We start from the raw sequence: 22,316 nt of genomic DNA on the forward strand, positions 1-22,316 counted from the left end.
ACGTTGCGGCGCCCGGCAAAAAAGGCTCGCTGAAACAGCTCTTTAGAGCTTGGCATGCAAGCTGCTGTTCGGACGGCGACCGATTCAATCATTGGAGTACCCTATGCATGCCGCCGAGCTCTTTGTCCGCTGTCTCGAGAACGAAGATGTCGAGTACCTCTTCGGCATCCCCGGTGAGGAGAACCTCGACCTGATGGATGCGCTGATCGACAGCCCGATCCAGTTCATCACCGTCCGCCATGAGCAAGGCGCGGCCTTCATGGCCGATGTCTATGGCCGCCTCACCGGCCGACCTGGGGTCTGCCTCGGGACGCTCGGTCCTGGCGCGACCAACCTGATCACCGGTGTCGCCGATGCCAATCTCGACCGCGCGCCGGTGGTGGCGATTGCCGGGCAGGGCTCGACGCACCGGCTGCATAAGGAGAGCCATCAGATCGTCGATCTGGTCAATCTGTTCGCGCCCATCTCCAAGTACGCGACCTCGGTGCGCGAGCCGGAGGTGATCCCGGAGGTGGTGCGCAAGGCGTTCAAGGAGGCGACCCTGGAGAAGCCGGGGGCGAGCTTCATCGAGCTGCCCGAGAACATCGCCGCCGCGGAGGTCGCGGAGCTGGCGCCCCTGCGAGTGCAGAATCCGCGCACACCCTGGCCGCCCGAGGATCGCCTCGCCGAGGCCGCGGCGCTGATCGCGCAGGCCGAGCGGCCGATGGTGCTGGCCGGCAATGGCGTCATCCGCGCGCAAGCCGCCGCGGCCTTGGATACCTTCGCCGCGACCTTGAACATCCCAGTGGCCAAGACCTTCATGGCCAAGGGCGTGATCGCGCGCGAGCATCCGCTCTCGCTCGGCACCGCCGGGCTCTCGGGCAACGACCTGATCGCCTGTGGCTTCGAGCGGGCCGACCTGGTGATCTGCGTCGGCTACGACATGGTCGAGTACCATCCCGAGCGCTGGCACCGCAATCCGGAGCAGCCGGTGATCCACATCGGCCAGCAGCCGGCCGAGGTCGATGCCCATTATCCGGTCGCGGTCGGCGTCGTCGGCGATCTCAATGCGGCCTTGCACGGCCTGATCCGACGCCTCAGGGGCCGTCCGGAGAACTGGGCGTTGGGCCTCAATCAGGCGATCCAGCAAGAGAACCGTGAATACGCCGAGGACGACGGCTTTCCGCTCAAGCCGCAGAAGATCCTCTGGGACCTGCGGCAGGTCTTGGCGCCCGAGGACATCCTGATCTCCGATGTGGGGGCGCACAAGATGTGGATCGCGCGCATGTGGCAGGCACAGGCGCCGAATACCTGCCTCATCTCCAATGGCTTTGCCGCCATGGGCATCGGTGTGCCCGGGGCGCTGGCGGCAACGCTGGTCCACCCCGAGCGGCGTGTGCTGACCATCACCGGCGATGCCGGTTTCCTAATGAACTCCCAGGAGCTCGAGACCGCGTTGCGCCTCGGGCTCGCGTTCGTGGTGCTGATCTGGAACGACAGCGCTTACGGTTTGATCAAGTGGCACCAGGACAAACGCTTCGGCCGCGAGACCCAGATCGGCTTCAACAACCCGGACTTCGTTCAGTACGCCGAGAGCTTCGGTGCCCGTGGCTACCGGGTCGAATCGGCTGAGCAGCTGATCCCGGTGCTCGATGAGGCGCTGCACTGCGGCACCGTCGCCGTGGTCGACTGCCAGGTCGACTACGCCCAAAACATGCAACTGACCGAGCGCCTCGCCGCGCTGCAGTGCCCGGTCTGAAGAGGAGTGCTGACGATGCTCTCGATGTTCGATTCCACCCAAGACTTCCTGCTGACGTCCTTGCAGCTGATGTCGGCGCTGTTCATCTTCGTCATCGGCTTGGTCGCCCTCTGGGCCGTCTACGCCTATCTGGTCGACAGCACCCAGAAGTCACAGGCGATCCGCCGCAACTATCCGGTCATCGGCCGCTTTCGCTATCTGTTCGAGCGTCTCGGCGAGTTCTTCCGTCAGTACTTCTTTGCCATGGACCGCGAGGAGCTGCCGTTCAACCGGGCGCAGCGCAACTGGGTCTACCGTGCGGCCAAGGGCATCGACAACACAGTGGCCTTCGGCTCGACCCGTAACCTGACGGTGCCGGGGCAGGTGATCTTCGTCAACTGCCCGTTCCCGACCCTGGGCGAGGATGCGGTGCCATCGGAGCCGATCACCATCGGCCCCTTTGCGCGGCAGCCCTATACCACTGCGGGGCTGTTTCACATCTCCGGCATGAGCTATGGGGCCATCTCCAAACCGGCGCTCGAGGCGCTGGGCAAGGGCGCGGCCCAGGCTGGCTGCTGGCTCAACACCGGCGAGGGCGGGCTCTCACCCTACCATCTGGAGAGTGGCGCCGACCTGGTGTTTCAGATCGGCACCGCGAAGTACGGGGTGCGCGACGCCGCCGGCAACCTCAGCGATGAGCGCCTGCAGGCCGTCGCCGCCCATCCGCAGGTGCGGATGTTCGAGATCAAGCTCAGTCAGGGCGCCAAACCCGGCAAGGGCGGCATCCTGCCGGCGGCCAAGATCACCCCCGAGATCGCCGAGATCCGGGGCATCCCGGTCGGGGTCGACAGCATCAGCCCGAATCGCCATCCCGATGTCGGCACGACCGCCGAGCTGCTCGATCTGATCGAGCGGGTGCGGCGGGTCACTGGCAAGCCGGTCGGCTTCAAGGTGGTGCTCGGCGCCTATGGCTGGCTCGATGAGCTGCTGGGCATGGTGCATGCGCGCGGTGTGGCCTCAGCGCCAGACTTCATCACCGTGGATGCCGCCGATGGCGGCACCGGTGCGGCGCCGATGCCGTTGATGGACGACATGGGCCTGCCGCTGCGTGTCAGCTTGCCGATGCTGGTCGATAAGCTCAACGAATACGGCTTGCGTGAGCGCATTCGGGTGATCGCCTCCGGCAAGCTCATCACCCCGGCCGATGTCGCCTGGGCGCTCTGTATCGGTGCCGATTTCATCACCTCGGCGCGTGGGTTCATGTTCGCGCTCGGCTGCATCCAGGCGCTGCAGTGCAACAAGAATACCTGTCCGACCGGCATCACCACCCATCAGCGCAAGTTCCAGCGTGGCCTGCATTCACCGACCAAGGCCGTGCGCGTCGCCGCCTACGTGCAGAACCTCTCCCAAGAGGTCGGCATCATCGCGCACTCTTGTGGCGTGCGCAGCCCGCGTGAGCTGCGGCGCTTCCATGCCCATCTGGTGCAGGCCGATGGACGGACCATTGGTCTCGATCAGTTCTATCCGGAGTCCGAGCGGCAGATCGTCGCGGCCTTGAGCTGGCCGCAGACCTGGTCGCGTGATCAGATCGAAGTTGTGCACGCGTCCGAGCACAGGTCGCGGCCCAGTCCGCTTGAACCACCGCGCGAGTCATCCCTTGAGCCTGTGGTTGCGGCGAGGAAGTCTACGCCGCCGCTGCACGCGCCGACGAAATGAATAGTCGATTCAATCGTCGCGCACCAACGCGAATACCACGCCGCCTTCGACCCACAGCAGCACGGTGAGCCCGCGTGCGCGAAGCCGCACCGGTGCCTCGCCGCGGTCGCGGTCGGGCAGGGGGCCGTGGTGCTCGGGATCGTAGCGGGCCTGATACAGCGTCTGCACGCCGACGTCTTCACCGCTCGCCTCGCCTTGGCTCGCGTCGGGGCGAAGACGCAGTTGGGCGGCGGGGACGCCCTGGATCGAACAGTATCGCCCGCCCTGCAGGTTGAGATCGGCCAGCGCCGGCGCGTCGCTCGCGAGCGGGCGAAAGTCGAGCTGGTTGAGATAGCGGCGCACCTGATCCAGGTCGCCAGCCTCCACCTCGAGCGGCTTCAGGTGTAGATGCTGGCCTGCGACCTCGTCGGCGATCTGCGCCAGCCGCGTGGCCTCGGACTGCTCCGGAGGCGGGAACTGCCACCACCAGAGAACGACCAGCAGCACGACGACTAGCGGCAGCGCGGCCAGCGCCCATCGGCGGGTGCGCCATGGCTGATGCTGAGTCGAAGCAGGGCCAGGAGCGGTGGCTGGCACCGCTCGCTCGGCCCGTGCTTGCAGGGCCTCCAAGGCCGCCAGGCGCTCCTCACTCAGGCGGTCGCGCTCGATACGCTGACGCAGCGCCTCGCGTAGGTTGCTCATCCGTTGCCCCTCGCCGGTATTGCATCGGCATCCTGCTCGGCCTGGGCCGACAGCCGCCGCCGCAGCCGATGGATACGGGCCAGCACGGTGCCGTGCGGCACGCCTTGCAGCTCGGCGACCTCACGCGCGGTCCGCCCCTCGAGCGCCCAGAGCAGCAGCAGCTCGCGGTCGAAGGGGCCGAGCCGGTCCCAGATCTGCTCCAGGGTCTGGGTGGTGATCGCGATGTCCTCCAGGGAACCGAAGCCGATCGCGAGACACTCGGGCTCGAGCGGCACAGCCTCGCTGAGCAGCTGCTCACCCCGATTGCGCAGCCCGTCGACGAAGCGATTGCGCAGGATACGGCGCAGCAGCGCCATCGGGTCGTCCGGATCGGCCGGGGCCGAGCGCAGATAGCGCTCCAGTCCGTCCTGGAGCAGGTCGTAGGCGGCGGCCTCGTGCTTGGTCAAGGCTAGGCAATAGCGATACAGGCGGTTCAACATCGCGCGATCGAAGGGGCCGTCTGCCATCGCGCTCAGCCCGGTTCGCCCAGTGTGCAACCGCTGATCCAGCCAGCGGCGATGCAGTCAGGTAGCGGCGTCAGATCATAGCCAGCGGCCGCGAGCTCGCCCAGCGTTGGACTCCAGGTTGAGCGCAGCGTTGCGGCCTGTGTCGACGGACGCCCCAGTGCGGCCAGCAGCTTGAAGACGGCCGGCGTGACGGGCGTGACCTGCGGGCGCCCGTCACGGCGATGGATCACCAAGCGATCGCCGTCGCCGGCGGCGATATGGACGATGCCAGCGCCCTCGCGGTGGCGCAGCCAGATCGCGGCGATCGGATAGGCAGAGGCCAATCGACGCAGCGCGCTGCTCAGGCGCAACCGCACGCGCGCGGCCTGTTCCGGCCGCGCCAGCTGTGCCAGCGCCGCGGCGTCCAGCGGCGGCGCGTCGGCGGCGTAGTAGATCGCGTGCCAGTGCCATTCCAAGCGCGCCAAGTCCGGCAGGTAGGCCAGGGTGGCCAAGGCGGGCTGGTGGCTCTGCACCGCGGCCAGATGATACGCGAAGGCGGCGCCATAGCGGTTCAGGTTGCCTTGGCGTGATGCAAAGGCGTCGATGTAGTCCGCCGCCAGCCGGGCGAAGCAGCGCGGCCCGAGGATCTGTCGGCAGACGGGGTAGATCGCCTCCAGCGTTCGCTCTCGCGCGCGCCGGCTGCTGTCGCGATAGATGGCCACACGCTCAAGCGCTGAGGGCGATGCCTGCTGCGGGCCCGGGGCGCTGGCAGCGAGCCAAGGCGCCAGGTGCTCGGCCGCGGCGGGATCGTCGATCGCAGCGGCCAGCCGCCGCTGGATCTCGGCGAGGCTTGGGCGCTGGCTCTGGCTCTGGCTCTGGCTCTGGCGCTGGCGCTGGCGCTGGCGCTGGCTCAGCATGGGCTGACCGACTCGGCGGTTTGAGTGCGTCCGTCAGCAGCCACGCCTGCAGCCGAGGTCCTAGCGGCCAAGGCCGTGGCGCGCTCGGTACGTGCGCGCTCGGCCTCGGCCAGCAACACTGGCAGGGCCGGGATGTCGTTGTCCCATTCGATCAGCACCGGGACCTCGGGCAGCGCCTGCACCAGGCGTCGGAACAGCGCCCACACCGGCGGGCTCACCCGATCGTTGTGGGCGTCGAGTAGGTAGCCCGGCTTCACCGCATGGCCGGCGAGGTGGACCTCGCGCACCCGCGCGAGCGGCAACGCCGCCAGATAGGCGTCGACGTCGTCGCCGTGGTTGACGTGATTGACGTAGAGGTTGTTCAGATCGAGCAGCAGCTCGCAGTCGGTGGCATGGGTCAGGGCGGCGAGGAACTCCGCCTCACTCAGGCTGGAATCGGCAAAGCGCAGGTAGGCCGAGACGTTCTCTACCACCAGCGGTGCTTGCAGCAGATCCTGTACCGCCAGCACCCGCTCGCTGACGTGGCGCAGCGCTTCTTCGGTGTACGGGAAGGGCAGCAGCTCGTGGTAGTGGCGGCGGTTGTGCGCGGTGAAGCACAGGTGATCGGAGACCCAGGCTGCCCCGGTGCGCTCGCGCAGCTGGATGATCTGCCGCAGGTACTTGTGGTCCAAGGGGTCGCATCCGGCGAGGTTCATGCCGACGCAGTGCAGGGTCAGCGGATAGCGAACGCTGATCGCCTCGAGCCCGGCATGCTCCAGACCGCCCGCGGCCAGGTGATTGTCGGCGAGCAGCTCGAGCCAGGGCACCGGCGGGCGCTCACGCAGCACCTGCTCGAGATGGCAATGACGCAGGCCGATACCCGCTCCGGCGATCGACCGATCATCGGAGCGGGCATGGCCGCGGTCGGTGGCGTCGACCACGGAGTATTGCATGATGCGAACGGGGTGCTTACTTCGCCGGCTTGGTCGCAGCGACGGTGCCACCGACGATCTTGGTGCAGGTCCCCTCGGGCACATAGACCCACTCGGTGGGCTCACCGTCGGCCTTGGCCTGGCCGGCGCAGGCGTGCTTGCCATCCAGTGCGCCGCAATCGTTCATGCCCTGCTTGGCGATGCCGGCACACTTCTCCCAGGCGGTTGGGGCATCCGGTACCGCCTGCGCCTGGCCGGCGGCGAGCAGCGCGCCGGCGGCTAAGATGCCGGCAATATGATTGGCAACACAGGTTTTGGTGTCGTTCATGGAGGCGATCCTCTGATGTTGAAGAAACAAGTGGCAGCGGCGCGCGCTGTCCTCCTTCAAGACGGTTCTCGATCCTGGACTATTGCATTACCACAATTCTAGGATGGGATTGCCGGGGCGATCCCCGGGTGCTCGTCCAGCCGGCATCAGTCCAGCCCGCAGACGAATCAGTCAGGACCATGGTTGAATGAACCATCTGCCAACATCCGGTCTTGTTCGGCATTGCCGAGCCATTCGCCGAACAACGGAGACTGCTACATGAACGACGATCGGAATCCACATCATCGCCATCGCATCGCCGCCGAGGTGCGCGCCGCGGGGTCGCTCGAGGTGCTGAATCCGTTCAATCTGCACCCGATCGCGACCGTCGACACTGTCGATCTTGAAGGCGTCGAGCGAGCGCTCGCCGTGGCCGACGCCTGCTACCGGCAGCGCGACGGCTGGCTGCCCGACTTTGAACGCATGGCGATCCTGCGCCGGGCCGCCGAGCTGATGACCACGCGCATCGACGAGCTGGCCCTGCTGATCGCCCGCGAGGGCGGCAAACCGCTGACCGATGCACGGGTCGAGGCCGAGCGGGCAGTCGACGGCCTGCGCTGCTGCGCGGAGCTGCCACGCCACAGCGGCGGGCGCGAGGTGCCGATGCAGGCGACCGCCGCCGGTGCTGGGCGCTGGGCCTTCAGCACCCATGAGCCGATCGGTCCGGTGGTGGCGGTCAGCGCCTTCAACCATCCGCTGAACCTGATCGTGCATCAGGTGGCGCCCGCGGTCGCGGCCGGCTGTCCGGTGATCGTCAAACCGGCCGAGGACACACCGCTGTCGTGCCTGCAGTTCATCGATCTGCTGCGCGAGGCCGGCCTGCCGCCGGCCTGGGCGCAGGCGCTGGTGACGGATTCGCCGGCGACCGCCGAGGCGCTGGCAACCGATCCGCGGGTGGCCTTCCTGAGCTTCATCGGCAGTGCGCGGGTCGGCTGGCACCTGCGCTCCAGGCTTGCGCCCGGCGCCCGCTGCGCGCTCGAGCATGGCGGCGCGGCGCCGGTGCTGGTCGATCGGGGCGTCGATCTGCAGCAGGTCGCGCCCTTGCTGGCCAAGGGCGGTCTCTATCATGCCGGCCAGGTCTGCGTCTCGGTGCAGCGCGTCTACGTGCATCAGGATCAGGCGCTGAGTCTGGCGCAGGCGCTGGCCGAAGCAGCGGCCGGGATGCAGGTCGATGATCCGATCCTGGCCGAGACCGCCATCGGCCCGTTGATCCGCCCGGCCGAGGTCGAGCGCGTGGACCAATGGGTGCGCGAGGCGCTCGGTCAGGGTGCGACCTTGCTCTGTGGGGGCGAGCCGCTCTCGCAAACCTGCTATATGCCGACGGTGCTGTTCGATCCGCCGGCCACGGCCAAGGTCAGTACACAGGAGCTGTTCGGGCCGGTGATCTGCGTCTATCCCTACGCCGAGATCGATGCGGCGATCGCGGCGGCCAATGCCTTGCCGTTTGCATTCCAGGCGGCGGTGTTCACGCGTGAGCTGGCTTTTGCACGGAATGCTGCTGATCGGCTCGCAGCCTCGGCGGTGATGATCAACGACCACACCGCCTTCCGCACCGATTGGATGCCGTTTGCCGGACTACGCCAATCGGGACTGGGCACCGGCGGCATGCCCTATACCTTCGAGGACATGCGCATCGAGAAGTTGGTGGTTTGGCGGGCGGATTGAGGCTGTGTTCGAGCACGCTGGATCAGCCTTTCCAACGCGCTATCACGGCATGATTGACACAGGTGTTAGCGGCCCCTGAACCTCATCTGCTGCGGAGTGAGCATCGCCTTGGCGCGGCATGCTCCCAGTGCGTATTTCGGCCGATCGCGATCCTTGGTGAGAGAACGACAGCGCTACCCTGCGACCGGCCTCAGTGTCTCCAGATAGCCTGCAATCTGAGACCGACAGGCGTTCCATTGCTCTGGTGATCGGTCAACCTTGGCGAGGCCGATACAGCCCTCCAGCGCGGCGACGATGAAGCGAGCAACGGCCCGGCTGTCGATGTCGTCGCGCAGGTATCCTTGTATCTTGCCGCGCTCGACCGTCGCCTCCAGCGCATCGATCCACTCGTTGAGCACCTCGAGGAGACGCTGACGAAACCCGTCGTCTTGATCGACCATCTCCTGGGCCAGGTTATTTAGCGGGCAGCCGTGCTCGCGCATCATCGGAGGTATCCGCTCCGGCAGCGCGTCCAGCATCCGGGGCAGCTCACGAACGGGGTCGTCCATCGCTGCAAGGGGCTCGAGCCAGATCGAGCGCACCAGCGGTCTGATCTGCTCCTCTACCACCGCGTAGCCCAACGCCGTCTTGCTGCTGAAGTGATGGTAGAACGCGCCCTTTCTCAGGCCGGATAGCCGCAACACCTCATCGACCCGCATGCCCTGGAACCCGTGACGATGAATCTCCTGAAAGGCCGTCTGCACCAGGTTATCTCTGGTCTGTTGCGGGTTTCTGCTCGTCATCGAAGGACTCCTGGTGACCTTGTGTGTGGTCTCATCAAGCGGCTCGCACACTATAGACAAACCAGTTGGTCTGTTCTATCCTCCGATTCAGAAGACCATTTAGTCTGCTGAAGCCATGGTCCGTACTCACCCAGAGAGCCCGACTCGCACCAAGACCGCAAGCAACCCGCTCATTGACCGGAGGAACGCATGAACGAACCCGTTTACGCCGCGACCCTCGTCGTCCTCGAGATCCTATTCACCCTGATGCTCCTGGCCGTCTTGCGCTCATCGGGGGCGAGGGCGCCGCTCTTGACCGTCATTGGCTCGACTTGCATGCTCTGGCTCGCCGGCGTCTATCTGCTGCTGGCGAATGGTTTCTTCAGTGCCACTGGGCTGCCCCAGTTGGCCTTCTTTCTGACGGTCGTGCTCCTGACGGCGATCGGTTTTCTGATGGCGTGCGCTTGGAGGCCCCTGCGAGAGGTCGTCGACGCCATTTCGACGAGGGATGTCCTGCGCCTTCAGCAGATGCGGGCGGTGTTCGGTGTCATGTTCTTCTTTACCGCGGCCTTGCCTCTGTGGTTTCAATACCTTGGCGGGTTGGGCGATATCGCCGCAGGCATCGGCGCCTTCCTCGCCCTCAGGCATCTGAGAACCGGATCGGACCGGCTCGATGCGGATCGCGAGCGTCGGGCCATCATTGGAGGCAATCTGGTTGGGATCTTGGACTTTGTCGTGGTGCTTACGCTGGGTGTCTTGATCGTGTTGCGTGATCACTCGCCGGACATCGCATTCGATCTGATTCCGCTCTACGTGGTGCCGATCTTCCTGCTGCTGCATCTCGTCTCGCTGCAACGGTTGACCACCCTTGGAGCCGCAAGCGATGCGCCTGGGCGCCGGGAACAGGCAGCGACCAGAGGCACGCCAACCGTTGATCCCTCGGCTTAGGTCGATTCGATTTCAAACCATTCGAAATCGTCCCATTCGGTGTCGTCCCATTCGATGTGGTTCAAGTGCTCGCCATGAATGCCATCGTCTTCGTGCTGAGTCTGCTCGCCCTCGGAATCGCAAGCGCTGTCGTCTGGCTGTCCCTGACCGACCCGACCCCGGATGGGTTCGTGCTTGACCGAGCGCGCTATCCGTTCCAATCGCAGTTCATGGACTTGCCGGACGGCAGTCGTCTCCACTACCTCGACGAGGGTCAAGGTCCGACGTTGCTGCTCTTGCATGGCAACCCGACCTGGTCCTTCCTCTACCGTCAGCTCATCCATGGACTGAAGGACGAGTTCCGACTGGTCGTGCCTGACTACCCTGGATTCGGCCTCTCGACGGCGAGCAGCGGCTATGGCTTTACCCCTGCAGAACATGCACAGGCGGTTGGTCAGCTGGTCGAGAGGCTCGATCTCCAGGATGCCTTGATCCTAATGCAGGACTGGGGTGGCCCGATCGGCTTCAAGCTCGCGCTGCAGCAGCCCGAGCGCTTCAAAGGCTTTGTGATCGGCAATACCTGGGCCTGGCCACTGGAGCGGTTGCGGCACAAGGTCTTCAGCATGGTGATGGGGGGATGGCCCGGCCAGCTCAGCGCCTGGTGCTGCAATGGCGTGGTGCGGGCCTTCATGTCGCGCGGCGTCGCCGGTCAGCTCAGCGCCCCTGAGCTAGCCATGTATCTCGGCCCCTTCTCGCGTGCCGACAGCCGTTCGCCGACCCACATCTTTCCGGCCCAGCTGCGCAACGCCAGCGATTTTCTAGGCGATGTCTACCGCAACCTCCCGCGTCTATCCGACCGACCCGTGCTGTTGCTCTGGGGAGAGAAGGACTTCGCCTTCCAGAAACCGGAGCGCGATCGCTTTGAGTCCCTGTTTCCTGATCACGAAACGGTGTTGCTGGAAGGTGCGGGCCACTTCATTCAGGAAGATGCCCCGGAGGCGATCGTCGGCGCGATTCGCGACTGGTCCAAGAAGACGTTTAGCAAACGAGACGAGAGCGGATAATGGATGGGAACGGAACAGCCGGGGTCTGTTCCCATCAGGGCAGCATCACCCATACGACCATGCAGCCGTCGATTAACCCTGACAGCGTTAGCCCCTTGCCGGCGGTTGCGTTCGTTGCTCAGGTGTCCATCGGCACGACTGGACCGAGGCCGAATTGCCGGAAATGGTCATCGAACGCAAAGGCTGTCGTGAGGCCAACGTGCTCCATGACGACGCGACTGGTGCAGTCAGTGAAGCTCCAGCCCTTGTCCGAGAATTGCCTGAAGACGTCCCAAGCACGATGGATATCTTCGCGCGTCATCCAATTACATCGGCTAGCGACCCGCTAAGGCGATTGCCGGAAAAGCTCGTACCGAATTGCGCAGGATGTTCGTTTGCCTTCGAGGAGCGTCGCCGGGAGCATAGCCGGGCTATGTGAGCGGCGGCGCGACGAAGAAGGCGAGCGAAAAGACCAGCAAGGCGGTATGAGCTTTGACAGAAATCGCCTTAGCTGCTGCCGCACTTGCCCTCGCCGCACTTGCCTTCGCCGTCATCCTTGGCGCCACACTTACCCTCGCCGCACTTGCCTTCGCCATCGTCCTTGGCGCCGCATTTGCCCTCGCCACAGCTGCCTTCGGCTAGCTGCAGATAGCCGCTCTCAAGTTGTTCGGTGACGAAGGGGTTGTCACTGGCCTGGGCCAGATTGGCGACGCTCAGGGTGCCGGCGAGGGTGGCGCCGGCCATCATGGCGGCGGGGGTGATGATCTGCTTGGACATGGAATGACTCCGAACGACGATAAGGTTGATAGGCTGACAGCCCTGGCGGCAGCCGCGGTCGGCTTGCACTGGTTCAGTGGCTCTCACTCGCTAAAGACCGCGGTGGTCGGTGGAATCTTTCAACCGCTGTTGATGACGATGGGCTGATCCCGCGCTCGGCCTGCGCCGAGGCGCGCGATCGCTGAGGGTGGCGCTTTGATGAAGTCCGTTGACTGGCTGCAACGATAGGGCGCCTGATCCGGTCCGTTCTCTGTAGGTGACCGTCAGTGAGCATCCCAACCGAGCCCTGGAGAACAGTATGCAATCGCGCTTTCCCTATCACGATACAACCTCTGCACCGCAGGAGGCCGTGGCGGCGCTGACCGAGGCCGAACGCCAGTTCGGCATGCTGCCCAACCTGATGCGCAAGATGGCCACCGCGCCAGCGCTCCTGAAGGGCTACCTGGCCTTGGGTGAGCTGTTCGAGCAGACCTCGTTCTCGCCGGCGGAGCAGCAGATCGTTCTACTGAGTGTCAGTCGTGAGAACCGCTGTGGCTACTGTATGGGTGCGCACAGCGTGCTCGCAGACATGGCCAAGGTCCCGCAGGAGGTGACCGACGCGCTGCGGGCCGGTCAACCCTTGCCTGACCCGCGACTCGAGGCGCTGCGCCGCTTCACCACCGCGGTGGTCGAGGCGCGCGGCTGGGTCGATGAGTCAGAGGTCGCCGCGTTTCAGGAGGCCGGCTACGACGCGCAGCAGGTGTTGGAGGTCGTGCTCGGGGTCGGCATGAAGACCCTGTCGAACTACACCAACCACATTGCCGGCACCGAGCTGGACGCCTCGTTTCAGCATCGCGCCTGGCGGGCGAGTGAGGCGGGTTGAAAGAATCGAGCGCTTCACTTTCTAAGAAGCCCTATCAGAATGCCCACTCTAGCCAGATAGATCAGTAGGTTGCGCGAGTCAAGCGGCTGTTTTGATAGGGCCTCTAAGACCAGTCTCCCGAATGAGCCGACCGGCGGCTGAGGTCGGTGCAAGCAACGCCGAGCCCAGGATTGGACTCGGCGTCTTTTTTTGTATTGGGTGGTTTTCGTTGTCTACACTGCCGGCATTGCTGCTGCGATTGAGACAACCGCGACATGACGCAACTGGGACGACGCGCCTTGTTACTGCTCCTGGCCCTGAGTACGATGGCTGCGGCCGAGCCCCAGCCTGAATCTGCGCCAGAGCCTGCACCTGCGCCAGTGCAGGCCGAGCCTGGGGCCATCATCGTCGATGAGATGGCACCATTGCGTGAGGCCCTGACCCCACTGATCCGGGCCGCGCAATCCGACTACCAGATCCCCGGTCTGAGTCTGGCGCTGGTGCGCCACGACCGCACCCTCTGGCTCGAGGGCTTCGGCCTCGCCGACCCCGAGCAGCAACGCCCGGCCCGGGCCCAGACCCGCTACCGCGCCGGGTCGTTGGCAAAACCGATCACCGCGCTTCTGGTCCTGGCCCAGCAGGCCCGAGGGACCATCGACATCGACCAGCCGATCGGCTCGGTGCTGCCGGGCTTTCGCCTCCAGGCCCGTTTCGACCAGACCGCGCAGCCGATCACCGTCCGCCAGCTCCTGAGTCATCACTCCGGGCTGCCGTCCGATCTGAACAAGGGCCTCTGGTCGGATGAGCCCTTCACCGAGGTGCGTGAGCGCTTGCGCGATGAATACGCCGCCTTTCCGCCGAACCTGATCTTCAACTACTCCAACCTCGGCTACAGCCTGCTCGGTCATCTGCTGCAGGTGGTCACGCAGACGCCCTTCGCCGAGCACGCCCAACAGGCTCTGTTCGAGCCGCTGGGGTTGTCGCAGACGCGATTTGCCGCGCAGCCGACGCGCGATGACACCTTTGCCATCGGCCACCGTCATGGCCAGCGCTTTGCGCCGCTGCCGCTGCGCGACCTGCCGGCGCAGGGCTTGGAGACCAGCGCCTCGGACATGGCGCGCCTGAGCATCGCGCTGCTCTGTGCCGGCGCGCTTGAGGGCAGGCAGGTGATTGAGCCGAGTCTGATCGAGGCGATGATCGAGCCCCAGAATGCGGACATCGCGCTGGATCTGGGCCTGAGCGTCGGGCTCGGGGTCTTCCTCGAGGAGCAGAGCATCCCGGGCGCCACGCGCGTGGTGCGCCACAGCGGCAACAGCCTTGGCTACACCGCCGAATGGGTCCTGTTGCCGGAGCAGGGTCTGGGCGTCGTGGTCCTGGCCAATGCCGGTCACGCCGAGCGCGTGGTCAGGCCGCTGGCCGAGGCGATCCTCGCCAACGCGATGAAACTGAAGCCCGAGCCGATGCCTTCCGATCTGTTCGTCGCGGCGGCGAAGACACCGCCAACGCCGACCGCTGCCGCGGAGCCAACAGAGAGGCTCCCGGCAGAAGGGCATTTTGCGACCGATCTTGGCTTGATCGCGATCCGGCCGGAGCAAGACAGTCTTTGCGCCTGCATGACCGGCGAGCAGCTCGACCTGATGCCCTATCCGCAGGGCTGGGTCGGCGCCGCGCCCTCCGAGCAACGCGGCGATGCCTCTGAGTCCGACAGCCTCGGCAGCGCAAGCCTGCGCCGACTCCGCGAGATGCGCCTGCAAACACGCCGCATCGAAGGCCGCGAGGTGATGATCGCCGACACCCCGCAGGGTGAGCGCATCATCGGCGAGAAGGTGCCGCAGGAGCCGGTTCCACGCGCCTGGCGCGCGCGTCTCGGCCCCTGGCGCATCCTCAATCCAGACCCCGGCTTCCCGGTGACCGACCTGAAGCTCAAGCTCACCGACGGGAAGCTCTGCCTCAGCTATCGGATGCCGGTGCTCTCGCCGGATCGGATTCAGGTGCCACTGCGGGCGGTGAATGACGAGCGGGCGATCCTGCTCGGACTGGGGCGTACGCGCGGGGATTCGGTGCAGATGGTTGATCACGAGGGCCAGACGCGGCTGCGCTGGTCGGGGTATCTGGCCGAGCCGGTTGGCCGTTCCGATCTCGCGCAGGCTGATGAGCTGCTCGAGCCGTTGGAGACCTTCGGCACCGGCCCTTAGTCAATCTCGAGCTCCGGGCCTGCGTGCTCGGCCCGGAAGGCGATTCCCGAGCCGCACAGCGGACAGTAGGCGATCGCGACCGGAGCCAAGCGCCTCGGCGGCCGCTACCAGGCGCGCGGTGCGAAGGCCGAGTCGTTCTGAATCGCGGCTGAATCACCGGTTGCGCGGATGCTGAACAGGCCGCGGTTGGCCAGCATCGCCTCCGCCCCGGCGTCAGCGCTCCGCCAGGCCATGGCGCCGTAAATGCGATTGTTGGCATACCGCGGCAGCCATTGTTTGAAGTGATCGAGCTTGCTGAGGAAGGTCTTGACATCATCCGGGTGCAGGGTGGTCTTCACCTCAACGACGACGAGCTCCAGGCCATTGTGAGCGAGGATGTCGAACTCGAAATTGCCGCCGTCAGCGCGCTTGCCTTTCAGCCGCGTGGTGGTGTCGGTGATGGCGATGCCGCGTGTGTTCAGCAGATTGACCAGGTCACCTTCGACGTGCGACTCCATCAGCTTGCCCCATTCGCTGGTGAACAGCTTCTTGAGCTCGGCAATCTCGCGGCTCGTCTCTTTGATTTGCAGATCAGTCTCCTTCTGCGACGCTGCAAGCGCTTGTAGCGTCGCAGAAGTGCGTGGCAGCCAAGAGATGTACAGTACGAAGAACAATGACATCCGCGATCTCATCCGCATCGATCAGCGCCATCCTGTGAGGAAACGACCATGCAAGAAGAACAGATCCTGAAACGCATCACCATCAACCCCGCCATTTTCGGCGGCAAACCCATTATTCGCGGTCATCGGTTGGCCGTTGAGCATGTGCTCGGCATGCTGGCGGCGGGCGACGACATCGACACCCTGCTAGAAGGGTATCCATGGCTAGAGCGCGAGGACGTGCTGGCCTGTCTCGCCTACGCCCATCGACTGATCGAGCACGAGCGTGTTGAGCCGCTGATGGTCGATACCGCATGAATCCGTACCCAACATCTGTCGCCCGTTCCAAAAAACAGACGGTATTTGTAGCGATGCCTGCAGGGCGGGAGCGGTTCCGGCAGCTCCCAAACGACCATCTCTACGATGAAGCCATCATCACGAATCTCTTTCGCATGGGCGAGTAAGGCGGCTGCCATGGCTGAAGCTTAGCCGATGATCTGGCCTGATGTCCTGGATGAAGGCCGCCTGCGCGCCGAGGTCGACGTGCTCACGCTCACCGCGACGCCGATCCCGCGCACGCTCAACATGGCGATGGCCGGGATGCGCGATCTGTCCATCATCGCGACCCCGCCGGTCGAGCGCCATCTGATCAAGACCTTCGTCTCGACCTGGAACGACGCCCTGATCCGCGAGGCCTGCCAGCGCGAGATCAACCGCGGCGGGCAGGTCTACTTCCTGCACAACGAGGGCGAGACGATCGAGACCTCCAAGCGCATCGCCAGCGCCGCCGACCGCACGGAGCTTAAGTTTGCCTTTTGGTAACACATGCGTTACCTTTAGATATGATCGAGGTTGTCCAGTACGAGACAGAGGATGGTCGTTGTCCGTTTGCCGAGTGGTTCGCGGACCTGGATGCACGCGCCGCCGCGAAGGTGACGACAGCCATCGCGCGGATCGAGGCGGGCAATCCAGGCAATGTCAAACCGGTCGGCGAAGGGGTCGCGGAGCGGCGGATCGACTTTGGTCCCGGCTATCGGCTCTACTTCGGTCAGGATGGTCGACGGCTCGTCATCCTGCTCATCGGCGGAACCAAGAAGCGTCAGCAACAGGATATCGCCGAAGCGAAGGCGTACTGGAGCGCTTACAAGCGGCGTAAGAAAGGAGGATAAGGCCATGGCACTGACACGCAGTTTCAAAGAAACGGTCAAGGCGCGTGCCGCGCAGGACCCGGCATTTCGCGTTGCCTTGCTCGAAGAGGCCCTTGAAGCATTCGTGAATGCGGATCTCGAGACCGGAAAGGTCTTGCTGCGCGACTATATCAACGCCACCCTGGGCTTCGAGGAGCTTGGTGAGCGTCTGCACAAGAGCCCGAAAAGCCTGATGCGCATGCTCAGCACCGAGGGCAATCCGCGCGCCAACAACCTGTTCGCCGTGGTGGCGCACCTGAAAGAGCGGGAAGGTCTGCGCTTTGACATCACACTGCATGGGCACCAACCCCCAGCCAAAGGCCTTAACACAGGTTGACTTGTGAGCGCAGGATAGCGCCTGAAGGAGGCACTCAACATAGAACGCTCTTTCCGGGTTCTCGCCCATGCGCTTCGCGTTCGAGATGAAGGCGGCCTGGATCAATATCCGCCTCCAAAAATCCCTGCTCGCGGCCGTTAAGGAGAAATTTAGCCGACTCTCAGCGCGAACGCCCGATGCGCAACCTCGCAGAAAGCGCTAACGTCATCCTGGCTCCCGCCATGGCCGAGAGCGTGTATCTCAGCAAGCGATTACCCAGCGCCACCCTCCGCACCGACCGCGAGCGAGCAGGGGACTCCCCCTGCACCCCGAAAAAGGACCGAATCAAACGAAGCGCCGAAGCCTCCGGCGGCGCCTCAGGCTCAGGCCCAAGAGTCCCGCGCCCACGAGCCACAACGTCGCCGGCGTGGGCACCGGCTGCGCATCCACGGCGGCGACGTCGACTTGTCCAGGGCGAACCGCCCAGGCGTAGAGCCGGAAGATCTTACTGTCGAAGTACTGGTCGCCCGAGTCGGTGTTGAACGACCACGCGGAGCCCGGACCCGGCGCGTACTCCGTGCCGGACCAATACAGGTCACGTTCAAAGTTCTGGAACGGCCCGGTGTTGGTGAGGCCCCAGCCGGGCTGGCCTGGGTTTCCACTTGTGTCTCTCCAAGCAATGTTACCCAGCGTCTCATACCACAAATGCCCCAGCTCGCTGGTCGCGGTGTCGATGTTGTAGCCGCAGTCGGTGCCGTCGACATCGTAATTACAGCCATCATTACCAAGGTCGGTCACGCTCCACAGCCGCCAATCGTCCCAGCCGCCAAAGATCAACTGGTCCGCCCAGGTGACCGAGTCGTCCCAGCTCATGAACCCGTCGGCGTCATGACCACTGGTCTTGGCATAGTTGGCATCCTGCAGCCAGGTCAGCTCCTGGGCGGCATCGTAGACCAGCCCGCTGTGGGCGCCGTCGCCGACCCAGAGATCGCTGTAGGTGGTGTCTTGAATCCAGCCGGCCTGGCTGCTACTGGCCAGCGTCAAAAGCGCCACGCCGCAGGCGCTCAAGACCGATCGCGTACGTTGAAACATCATCACGGAGAAAGCTCCTTTGCGGATTTCACTTAAACCCAATGTGTCACATCACGAAACGCGCCCCCGAGCGACTTGGAGCAGATCCCGCTGGCGCCGACGGCACGAGGGCACCTAGGCAAGAATCAAGCCCCCCTGTTTTCTCGCTGGCAATACGCCCTCTCTCCTCGACTGAGGGGTTCGAACGGCGCGCATCCGCGCGGAACGGGCAATGGGTTGTTTAGTTTCCTGACAACGAGGATGGCACCGATTGGGTGTTCGCGCGCTGTGGAATGAAAACAGATTCATTCCACTTTCAATGCATTATCGTTTTCACCCAAGCCAAAGGCCGGGAGTCATGGCAGGATTTCACCGAGTTTTACTGTCAAGTATTCTGACAGCCGCGCGTTTGCGCCCGCGCTATCGGTCAGCCAGCTGCGCATCCACGGCGGCGACGTCGACTGGTCCGGGGCGAACCGCCCAGGCCTGAAACGCCGCGCCCTGCAAGTAGCGCATTGGGATCGTTCGGCTCGATGACATCGCCCTCGGCGCCTTCCGGCGCAGCAGCGTTTGCGAGCGACCCGTCAGCATATTTGACAATCATCAATCCGTGTAATGCACCACCGGCTTGTTTGTGTTTAGAAAACAGGCTTCTAGCGTTAATGGCATACGGGTTGCCTGGGGCTGCGCAGTTCCAGTTGATCCGACGAGATCACTCGGCTTCGTGTGGGCATCTAACGACCTTGGCACCAATCCGCTAGGCCGCCAATACCGCGGCCGACGCTGTCCCCCAGCCCGCCACCGTGCCGCTGCGCGTTCTGGCAGTCCTTCGTCTGCGGGTGCCGCGGCGTCGGCCGGTGCGGTGGCCCTACCGCCTGACGGTCTGATCGCCCCCGGGTTAGGCCCGGGTCAGTCGCCCCTCTGGCGCGGAATCTAGTCGGACGCGTTGAGAGCCAGTCGACCACCTGCTTCACCTCTACCGGCCGCTTGGCCGGTCACTTGCCAATCGGAGACAACGCCATGCAATCAACCATTCCCGCGCGATCTCAGCGATTCGTCACGCGTTCCCTGGCACAGCCACTCGGCCTCGCGCTGACGGCGACGCTGTCAACAACCCTGGCGTTCGGGATTTCCTCAGCCCAGGCCGCGCCGATCTTCTCGCAGACGCCGAACGTCAGTGGGTGGTTTCTTGCGGATCGGGACGCCAACCTCAATGGCGGCCGCAGTGCCGATGAATTTGAACTCGCCTCGGACGCGACGATTGGCAGCGTGACCTGGCGCGGGCTCTTTACGGGCACGAATACGCCCATCTTCCCGCTGGATTTCGATTTGACCTTCTACGACGACAATGGCGGCGAGCCGGGCAGGGTCCTCGCGAACACCGCCGTCAGCGTCACGGGCGTGGATACGGGCATCGACCTCACCTCAGGCATTGCCTTTGATGTTTTTGAATTCACCGCCGCCACGATACCGACGGCACTGACCGCGAATACAACCTATTGGTTCTCGCCGCTGGCCGACACGACCAACGATGGCGACGACGACTTCTGGTGGGTCACTGCCACACGCCCAGGTAACTATGCGTTTAAGTCGGATTTGAGCGGTTCATGGGTGCAGTCCTCTTTTAGTGAGTTTTACTTCGAGCTTGACGACGCCGGTACCACCAACGCCGTCCCCGAACCGACCTCGCTGGCGCTGCTCGGCCTTGGCCTTGCCGGCCTGGCCCTGCGGGCGCGGCGGCGCTGGAGCCACCGCTGAACGCGGTTCAGCATCAGCTGTCCCAGGGCTGGCCAACCAGCGAGCCTCGGGCTCCTCGCGTCACCCCGAGACTGACCCCTACTGAACAAAAGGCAATCGCCATGTTTCGCTTCGCGATCCTTGTTCCCCTGGCCATCGTCGCGGCCCTGGCCGCGACTCCCGCGTTCGCCGTGCCGCTGCTGTTCGAGTGGTCCGGCGTCGACAGCAATGACGATCCCTTCGCGGTCACCCTCACCGTGACCGACGCCCAGAACGGCGACACCGGCTACGACTTCATCGAGTTCGGCAACCCCGGGTATGTCGAAGTCGTCACTGAAGAACTCGGACAAACCCAGATCATCTCCAACGTCACCAGCACCACACTCGGCGGCGCCTTCGCCTACCCGAGCAGCACACCCCTGGACCCCTTCGGTTACGTCCTCGCGTTTGACGACGGCGGCCAGACGTATCTGAGCATGGGCGTGGGAGCGGACGACAGCGACATCGGCCTGACGTTCGATGGCAACACACTCGCCTACATGCAGTTCGACGGCATCCTTCCGCTTGCGTGGGTGGACCCCACGACGGTGAGTTCGCTATCCGATCTGTTTCCGGTCGGCACGTACGCCGTCACCAACGAGTTCGGCCTGTTTTCCTGGCCGGTCGCGGGCGGCGCCGAGTTCGTCTCCCCCACCAATTTGACGATCAGTGCGGCCCCCGACACCCCCGACACCCCCGCCAACGCCGTCCCCGAACCGGCGACTGCGGCCCTGCTTGGCCTCGGCTTCGGCGCGCTGGGCCTGCTGGCGCGGCGGCGATGGCCTGACGTGTGAACGGCGCCAGGCAGGCCAGCGACATCCAACCACTAACCTAAAAGAGTCCAGCACCATGACCATCAACCTCAAAGCACTGATCGCCGCCGTGCTGCTCGCCTCCGTGGCGGCTCCGGCATGGGCCATTCCCCTGGAGCCCGACGGCAACGTCGCACCGTTCGCCAGCAACGGCTTCACCTTCACAGGCGGGCAACTCATTAGCGACACCTCGAGTATTCTCCCCGCCGCCGAGGTGACTTACCTCACCACCAGCGCCCTGCTCGGCTACAGCAACCCGCTGACCATCACGCTCGATGCAGCAATGGCCGACCCGCTCTTCCTGGTCGTCTGGAACCGCTCCACCAGCGCCGCCACGATCGAGGGCGTCCCCTTCAACGCCAACGGCCCGAAGTTGATCACCCCCACGATGATCAACTCCACCACCTACACGGTGGGCACGCTCGACACGTCCTTTGAGTTCGGCATCACCGGCTACCGCTTCGGCCGTACCAACCCGCTTCAGTATTTCGCGGCCCCCGAAGAGCCGACGCCGCCCAGCAACGCCGTCCCCGAACCGGCGACTTCGGCCCTGCTTGGCCTCGGCTTCGGCGCGCTCGGCCTGCTGGCGCGGCGGCGACGAGACCGGGTCACGGCCTGAACAGGTGCCGACACAGCGCGCCCGTCACGCAGTATCGCCTGCAAACAAAGGGAGACTCCCATGACTCGTATCTTCTCGGCCCTGATCATCCTCACGTCCGTTGTCGCCGTAAACCTCGGACCCGTCGCTCCCGCCCACGCCGCGCTCGCCTTCGACTTTGAGGGCGGAAGCACCGTCGTGTCGGTCGCGGGGTTCACGTCTACGTTCGGGTTCAGCTTTACGGCCACCAGCCCGGTCGAAGTTGATTCGCTCTTGCTTTACGACAAGGGCGCCGATGGCTGGCAGGACCCGGGGTCGGTGCTGGTGTCGATCTACCCCGACGACGGAACCACGACGCCGGTCAGCGGAATCCAGGCGTTATTCAGCAGCGCGATCACCGACGTGTTCACGGGGGATACGCCGCCGGGCGGACAGTGGCTGGAGATCGATATCACCGACACGATGCTGGCCGCCGGCGATTACACCGCCATTGCGGAGGGCGAAATCGCGTTTTCCGAGGCCGCTCCGGTCGACGTCATCAGCGTGACGCCCCAGTCGGGCCTGACCTACGGCGCGCCACGCTACGCCCTCAGCGCCGGCAACCCGACGGGCGACGTCCTTTTTAACACCACCGGATATTTCGCGCCCAACTTCACGCTCGTCACCGACGACCAGCCCACCAACCCCGTCCCCGAACCCGCCACTGCGGCCCTACTTGGCCTCGGCGCGCTGGGCCTGTTGGCGCGGCGCCGGCGGCGGCGGACGGCCTGAGCACAGCAGTACGACCAATCACCTCGGCGGCGGGGCCGAACGCTCCCGCCGACGCTTGCTCGTTGAGTCCTGTTCCCGAGTTCCCGCGTAATCCATATTCGGGCGCTTGATCCGGCGGCATCGCTCTGTATCGCCTGTGCCGAG

25 protein-coding genes and 1 pseudogene are annotated in these 22,316 nt (G+C 64.7%); 15 read left to right on the forward strand and 11 right to left on the reverse strand.

The features are described 5' to 3' along the window. Positions 1-103: 103 nt before the first annotated feature. Both CKO40_RS13405 and CKO40_RS13410 read left to right on the forward strand, forming a co-directional pair. Positions 104-1,738, forward strand: a complete 1,635-nt coding sequence (locus tag CKO40_RS13405) for an acetolactate synthase large subunit (RefSeq protein WP_200346732.1) — start codon at positions 104-106, stop codon at positions 1,736-1,738. Between the two features lie 15 nt (positions 1,739-1,753). Beyond that, the gene (locus tag CKO40_RS13410; RefSeq protein ID WP_242477028.1) at positions 1,754-3,433 is read left to right on the forward strand and encodes an FMN-binding glutamate synthase family protein; all 1,680 of its coding nucleotides are present in this window, start codon (positions 1,754-1,756) and stop codon (positions 3,431-3,433) included. 9 nt (positions 3,434-3,442) lie between these two features. On the opposite strand, the gene CKO40_RS13415 is transcribed toward CKO40_RS13410, so the two are convergent. The 5 genes from CKO40_RS13415 to CKO40_RS13435 are packed head-to-tail and all read right to left on the reverse strand — an operon-like array spanning position 3,443 to position 6,755. Then, positions 3,443-4,114: a hypothetical protein gene (locus CKO40_RS13415; RefSeq protein ID WP_200346733.1), complete on the reverse strand. Its 672-nt coding sequence runs from the start codon at positions 4,112-4,114 to the stop codon at positions 3,443-3,445. Then, a complete protein-coding gene (locus tag CKO40_RS13420; RefSeq protein ID WP_200346734.1) occupies positions 4,111-4,620 on the reverse strand; it encodes an RNA polymerase sigma factor in 510 nt (169 codons plus the stop codon). Before CKO40_RS13420 ends, CKO40_RS13415 begins: the two co-directional genes overlap by 4 nt. 5 nt (positions 4,621-4,625) lie before the next feature. Next, positions 4,626-5,516, reverse strand: a complete 891-nt coding sequence (locus tag CKO40_RS13425) for an HvfC/BufC N-terminal domain-containing protein (protein ID WP_200346735.1) — start codon at positions 5,514-5,516, stop codon at positions 4,626-4,628. Beyond that, positions 5,510-6,448, reverse strand: a complete 939-nt coding sequence (gene bufB / locus CKO40_RS13430) for an MNIO family bufferin maturase (RefSeq protein ID WP_200346736.1) — start codon at positions 6,446-6,448, stop codon at positions 5,510-5,512. The genes CKO40_RS13425 and bufB overlap by 7 nt, the downstream gene beginning before the upstream one ends. A gap of 16 nt (positions 6,449-6,464) precedes the next feature. Continuing rightward, positions 6,465-6,755: a BufA1 family periplasmic bufferin-type metallophore gene (locus CKO40_RS13435; protein ID WP_200346737.1), complete on the reverse strand. Its 291-nt coding sequence runs from the start codon at positions 6,753-6,755 to the stop codon at positions 6,465-6,467. 258 nt (positions 6,756-7,013) lie between these two features. Between CKO40_RS13435 and CKO40_RS13440 the strand changes: the two genes are divergently transcribed. After that, positions 7,014-8,459, forward strand: a complete 1,446-nt coding sequence (locus tag CKO40_RS13440) for an aldehyde dehydrogenase family protein (protein ID WP_200346738.1) — start codon at positions 7,014-7,016, stop codon at positions 8,457-8,459. A gap of 173 nt (positions 8,460-8,632) precedes the next feature. Here CKO40_RS13440 and CKO40_RS13445 read toward each other — a convergent pair whose 3' ends face one another. Continuing rightward, positions 8,633-9,241 (reverse strand): TetR/AcrR family transcriptional regulator, encoded by a 609-nt coding sequence (locus tag CKO40_RS13445; RefSeq protein WP_200346739.1) that lies wholly within the window; start codon positions 9,239-9,241, stop codon positions 8,633-8,635. 189 nt (positions 9,242-9,430) lie between these two features. Here CKO40_RS13445 and CKO40_RS13450 point away from each other — a divergent pair, with 189 nt between their 5' ends. Both CKO40_RS13450 and CKO40_RS13455 read left to right on the forward strand, forming a co-directional pair. Then, positions 9,431-10,168 (forward strand): hypothetical protein, encoded by a 738-nt coding sequence (locus CKO40_RS13450; RefSeq protein WP_200346740.1) that lies wholly within the window; start codon positions 9,431-9,433, stop codon positions 10,166-10,168. Positions 10,169-10,242: 74 nt separating this feature from the next. Continuing rightward, positions 10,243-11,211, forward strand: coding sequence for an alpha/beta fold hydrolase (locus CKO40_RS13455; RefSeq protein WP_200346741.1), 969 nt, complete (start codon positions 10,243-10,245; stop codon positions 11,209-11,211). 118 nt (positions 11,212-11,329) lie between these two features. Here the strand turns inward: CKO40_RS13455 and CKO40_RS13460 are convergent, their stop codons facing one another. Continuing rightward, positions 11,330-11,512: a type II toxin-antitoxin system VapC family toxin gene (locus CKO40_RS13460; RefSeq protein ID WP_200346742.1), complete on the reverse strand. Its 183-nt coding sequence runs from the start codon at positions 11,510-11,512 to the stop codon at positions 11,330-11,332. A 185-nt stretch (positions 11,513-11,697) separates the two neighbouring features. Next, positions 11,698-11,967, reverse strand: coding sequence for an HvfA family oxazolone/thioamide-modified RiPP metallophore (locus CKO40_RS13465; RefSeq protein WP_200346743.1), 270 nt, complete (start codon positions 11,965-11,967; stop codon positions 11,698-11,700). 298 nt (positions 11,968-12,265) lie between these two features. On the opposite strand from CKO40_RS13465, the gene CKO40_RS13470 reads away from it, so the two are divergent. Together CKO40_RS13470 and CKO40_RS13475 are read left to right on the forward strand one after the other, a co-directional pair. Beyond that, positions 12,266-12,829, forward strand: a complete 564-nt coding sequence (locus tag CKO40_RS13470) for a carboxymuconolactone decarboxylase family protein (RefSeq protein WP_200346744.1) — start codon at positions 12,266-12,268, stop codon at positions 12,827-12,829. 278 nt (positions 12,830-13,107) lie between these two features. Next, positions 13,108-15,003, forward strand: a complete 1,896-nt coding sequence (locus CKO40_RS13475; protein WP_200346745.1) for a serine hydrolase domain-containing protein — start codon at positions 13,108-13,110, stop codon at positions 15,001-15,003. A gap of 104 nt (positions 15,004-15,107) precedes the next feature. Here the strand turns inward: CKO40_RS13475 and CKO40_RS13485 are convergent, their stop codons facing one another. Beyond that, complete coding sequence (locus CKO40_RS13485) at positions 15,108-15,662, reverse strand: hypothetical protein (protein ID WP_200346747.1); 555 nt, start codon at positions 15,660-15,662, stop codon at positions 15,108-15,110. 48 nt (positions 15,663-15,710) lie between these two features. Between CKO40_RS13485 and CKO40_RS13490 the strand changes: the two genes are divergently transcribed. After that, the gene (locus CKO40_RS13490) at positions 15,711-15,959 is read left to right on the forward strand and encodes a DUF433 domain-containing protein (RefSeq protein ID WP_200346748.1); all 249 of its coding nucleotides are present in this window, start codon (positions 15,711-15,713) and stop codon (positions 15,957-15,959) included. Here the strand turns inward: CKO40_RS13490 and CKO40_RS25605 are convergent. After that, complete coding sequence (locus CKO40_RS25605; protein ID WP_476702802.1) at positions 15,899-16,117, reverse strand: toxin-antitoxin system TumE family protein; 219 nt, start codon at positions 16,115-16,117, stop codon at positions 15,899-15,901. The two genes, CKO40_RS13490 and CKO40_RS25605, sit on opposite strands and share 61 nt — an antisense overlap. A 49-nt stretch (positions 16,118-16,166) precedes the next feature. Here CKO40_RS25605 and CKO40_RS13495 point away from each other — a divergent pair. From CKO40_RS13495 to CKO40_RS13505, 3 genes and pseudogenes are all read left to right on the forward strand, one after another. Beyond that, positions 16,167-16,403 (forward strand): annotated as a pseudogene (locus tag CKO40_RS13495) (hypothetical protein); the annotation flags it as partial. 80 nt (positions 16,404-16,483) lie between these two features. Continuing rightward, a complete protein-coding gene (locus CKO40_RS13500) occupies positions 16,484-16,810 on the forward strand; it encodes a type II toxin-antitoxin system RelE/ParE family toxin (RefSeq protein ID WP_200346749.1) in 327 nt (108 codons plus the stop codon). 4 nt (positions 16,811-16,814) lie between these two features. Beyond that, positions 16,815-17,165 carry a helix-turn-helix domain-containing transcriptional regulator gene (locus CKO40_RS13505; protein ID WP_200346750.1) on the forward strand — a complete coding sequence of 117 codons (351 nt, stop codon included), beginning with the start codon at positions 16,815-16,817 and terminating at the stop codon, positions 17,163-17,165. Positions 17,166-17,489: 324 nt separating this feature from the next. Here the strand turns inward: CKO40_RS13505 and CKO40_RS13510 are convergent, their stop codons facing one another. Then, positions 17,490-18,278 carry an Lcl domain-containing protein gene (locus tag CKO40_RS13510; RefSeq protein ID WP_200346751.1) on the reverse strand — a complete coding sequence of 263 codons (789 nt, stop codon included), beginning with the start codon at positions 18,276-18,278 and terminating at the stop codon, positions 17,490-17,492. A 957-nt stretch (positions 18,279-19,235) separates the two neighbouring features. Here CKO40_RS13510 and CKO40_RS13515 point away from each other — a divergent pair. From CKO40_RS13515 to CKO40_RS13530, 4 genes are all read left to right on the forward strand, one after another. Then, positions 19,236-19,973, forward strand: a complete 738-nt coding sequence (locus tag CKO40_RS13515) for a PEP-CTERM sorting domain-containing protein (RefSeq protein WP_200346752.1) — start codon at positions 19,236-19,238, stop codon at positions 19,971-19,973. 101 nt (positions 19,974-20,074) lie between these two features. Continuing rightward, positions 20,075-20,785 carry a PEP-CTERM sorting domain-containing protein gene (locus CKO40_RS13520; RefSeq protein WP_200346753.1) on the forward strand — a complete coding sequence of 237 codons (711 nt, stop codon included), beginning with the start codon at positions 20,075-20,077 and terminating at the stop codon, positions 20,783-20,785. Between the two features lie 55 nt (positions 20,786-20,840). Further along, the gene (locus CKO40_RS13525) at positions 20,841-21,422 is read left to right on the forward strand and encodes a PEP-CTERM sorting domain-containing protein (RefSeq protein ID WP_200346754.1); all 582 of its coding nucleotides are present in this window, start codon (positions 20,841-20,843) and stop codon (positions 21,420-21,422) included. A gap of 60 nt (positions 21,423-21,482) precedes the next feature. Next, positions 21,483-22,172 carry a PEP-CTERM sorting domain-containing protein gene (locus CKO40_RS13530; protein ID WP_200346755.1) on the forward strand — a complete coding sequence of 230 codons (690 nt, stop codon included), beginning with the start codon at positions 21,483-21,485 and terminating at the stop codon, positions 22,170-22,172. The last annotated feature ends 144 nt before the right edge of the window (positions 22,173-22,316 follow it).

The sequence above is a fragment of the Halochromatium glycolicum genome, assembly GCF_016584085.1.
GTDB lineage: Bacteria > Pseudomonadota > Gammaproteobacteria > Chromatiales > Chromatiaceae > Lamprobacter > Lamprobacter glycolicus.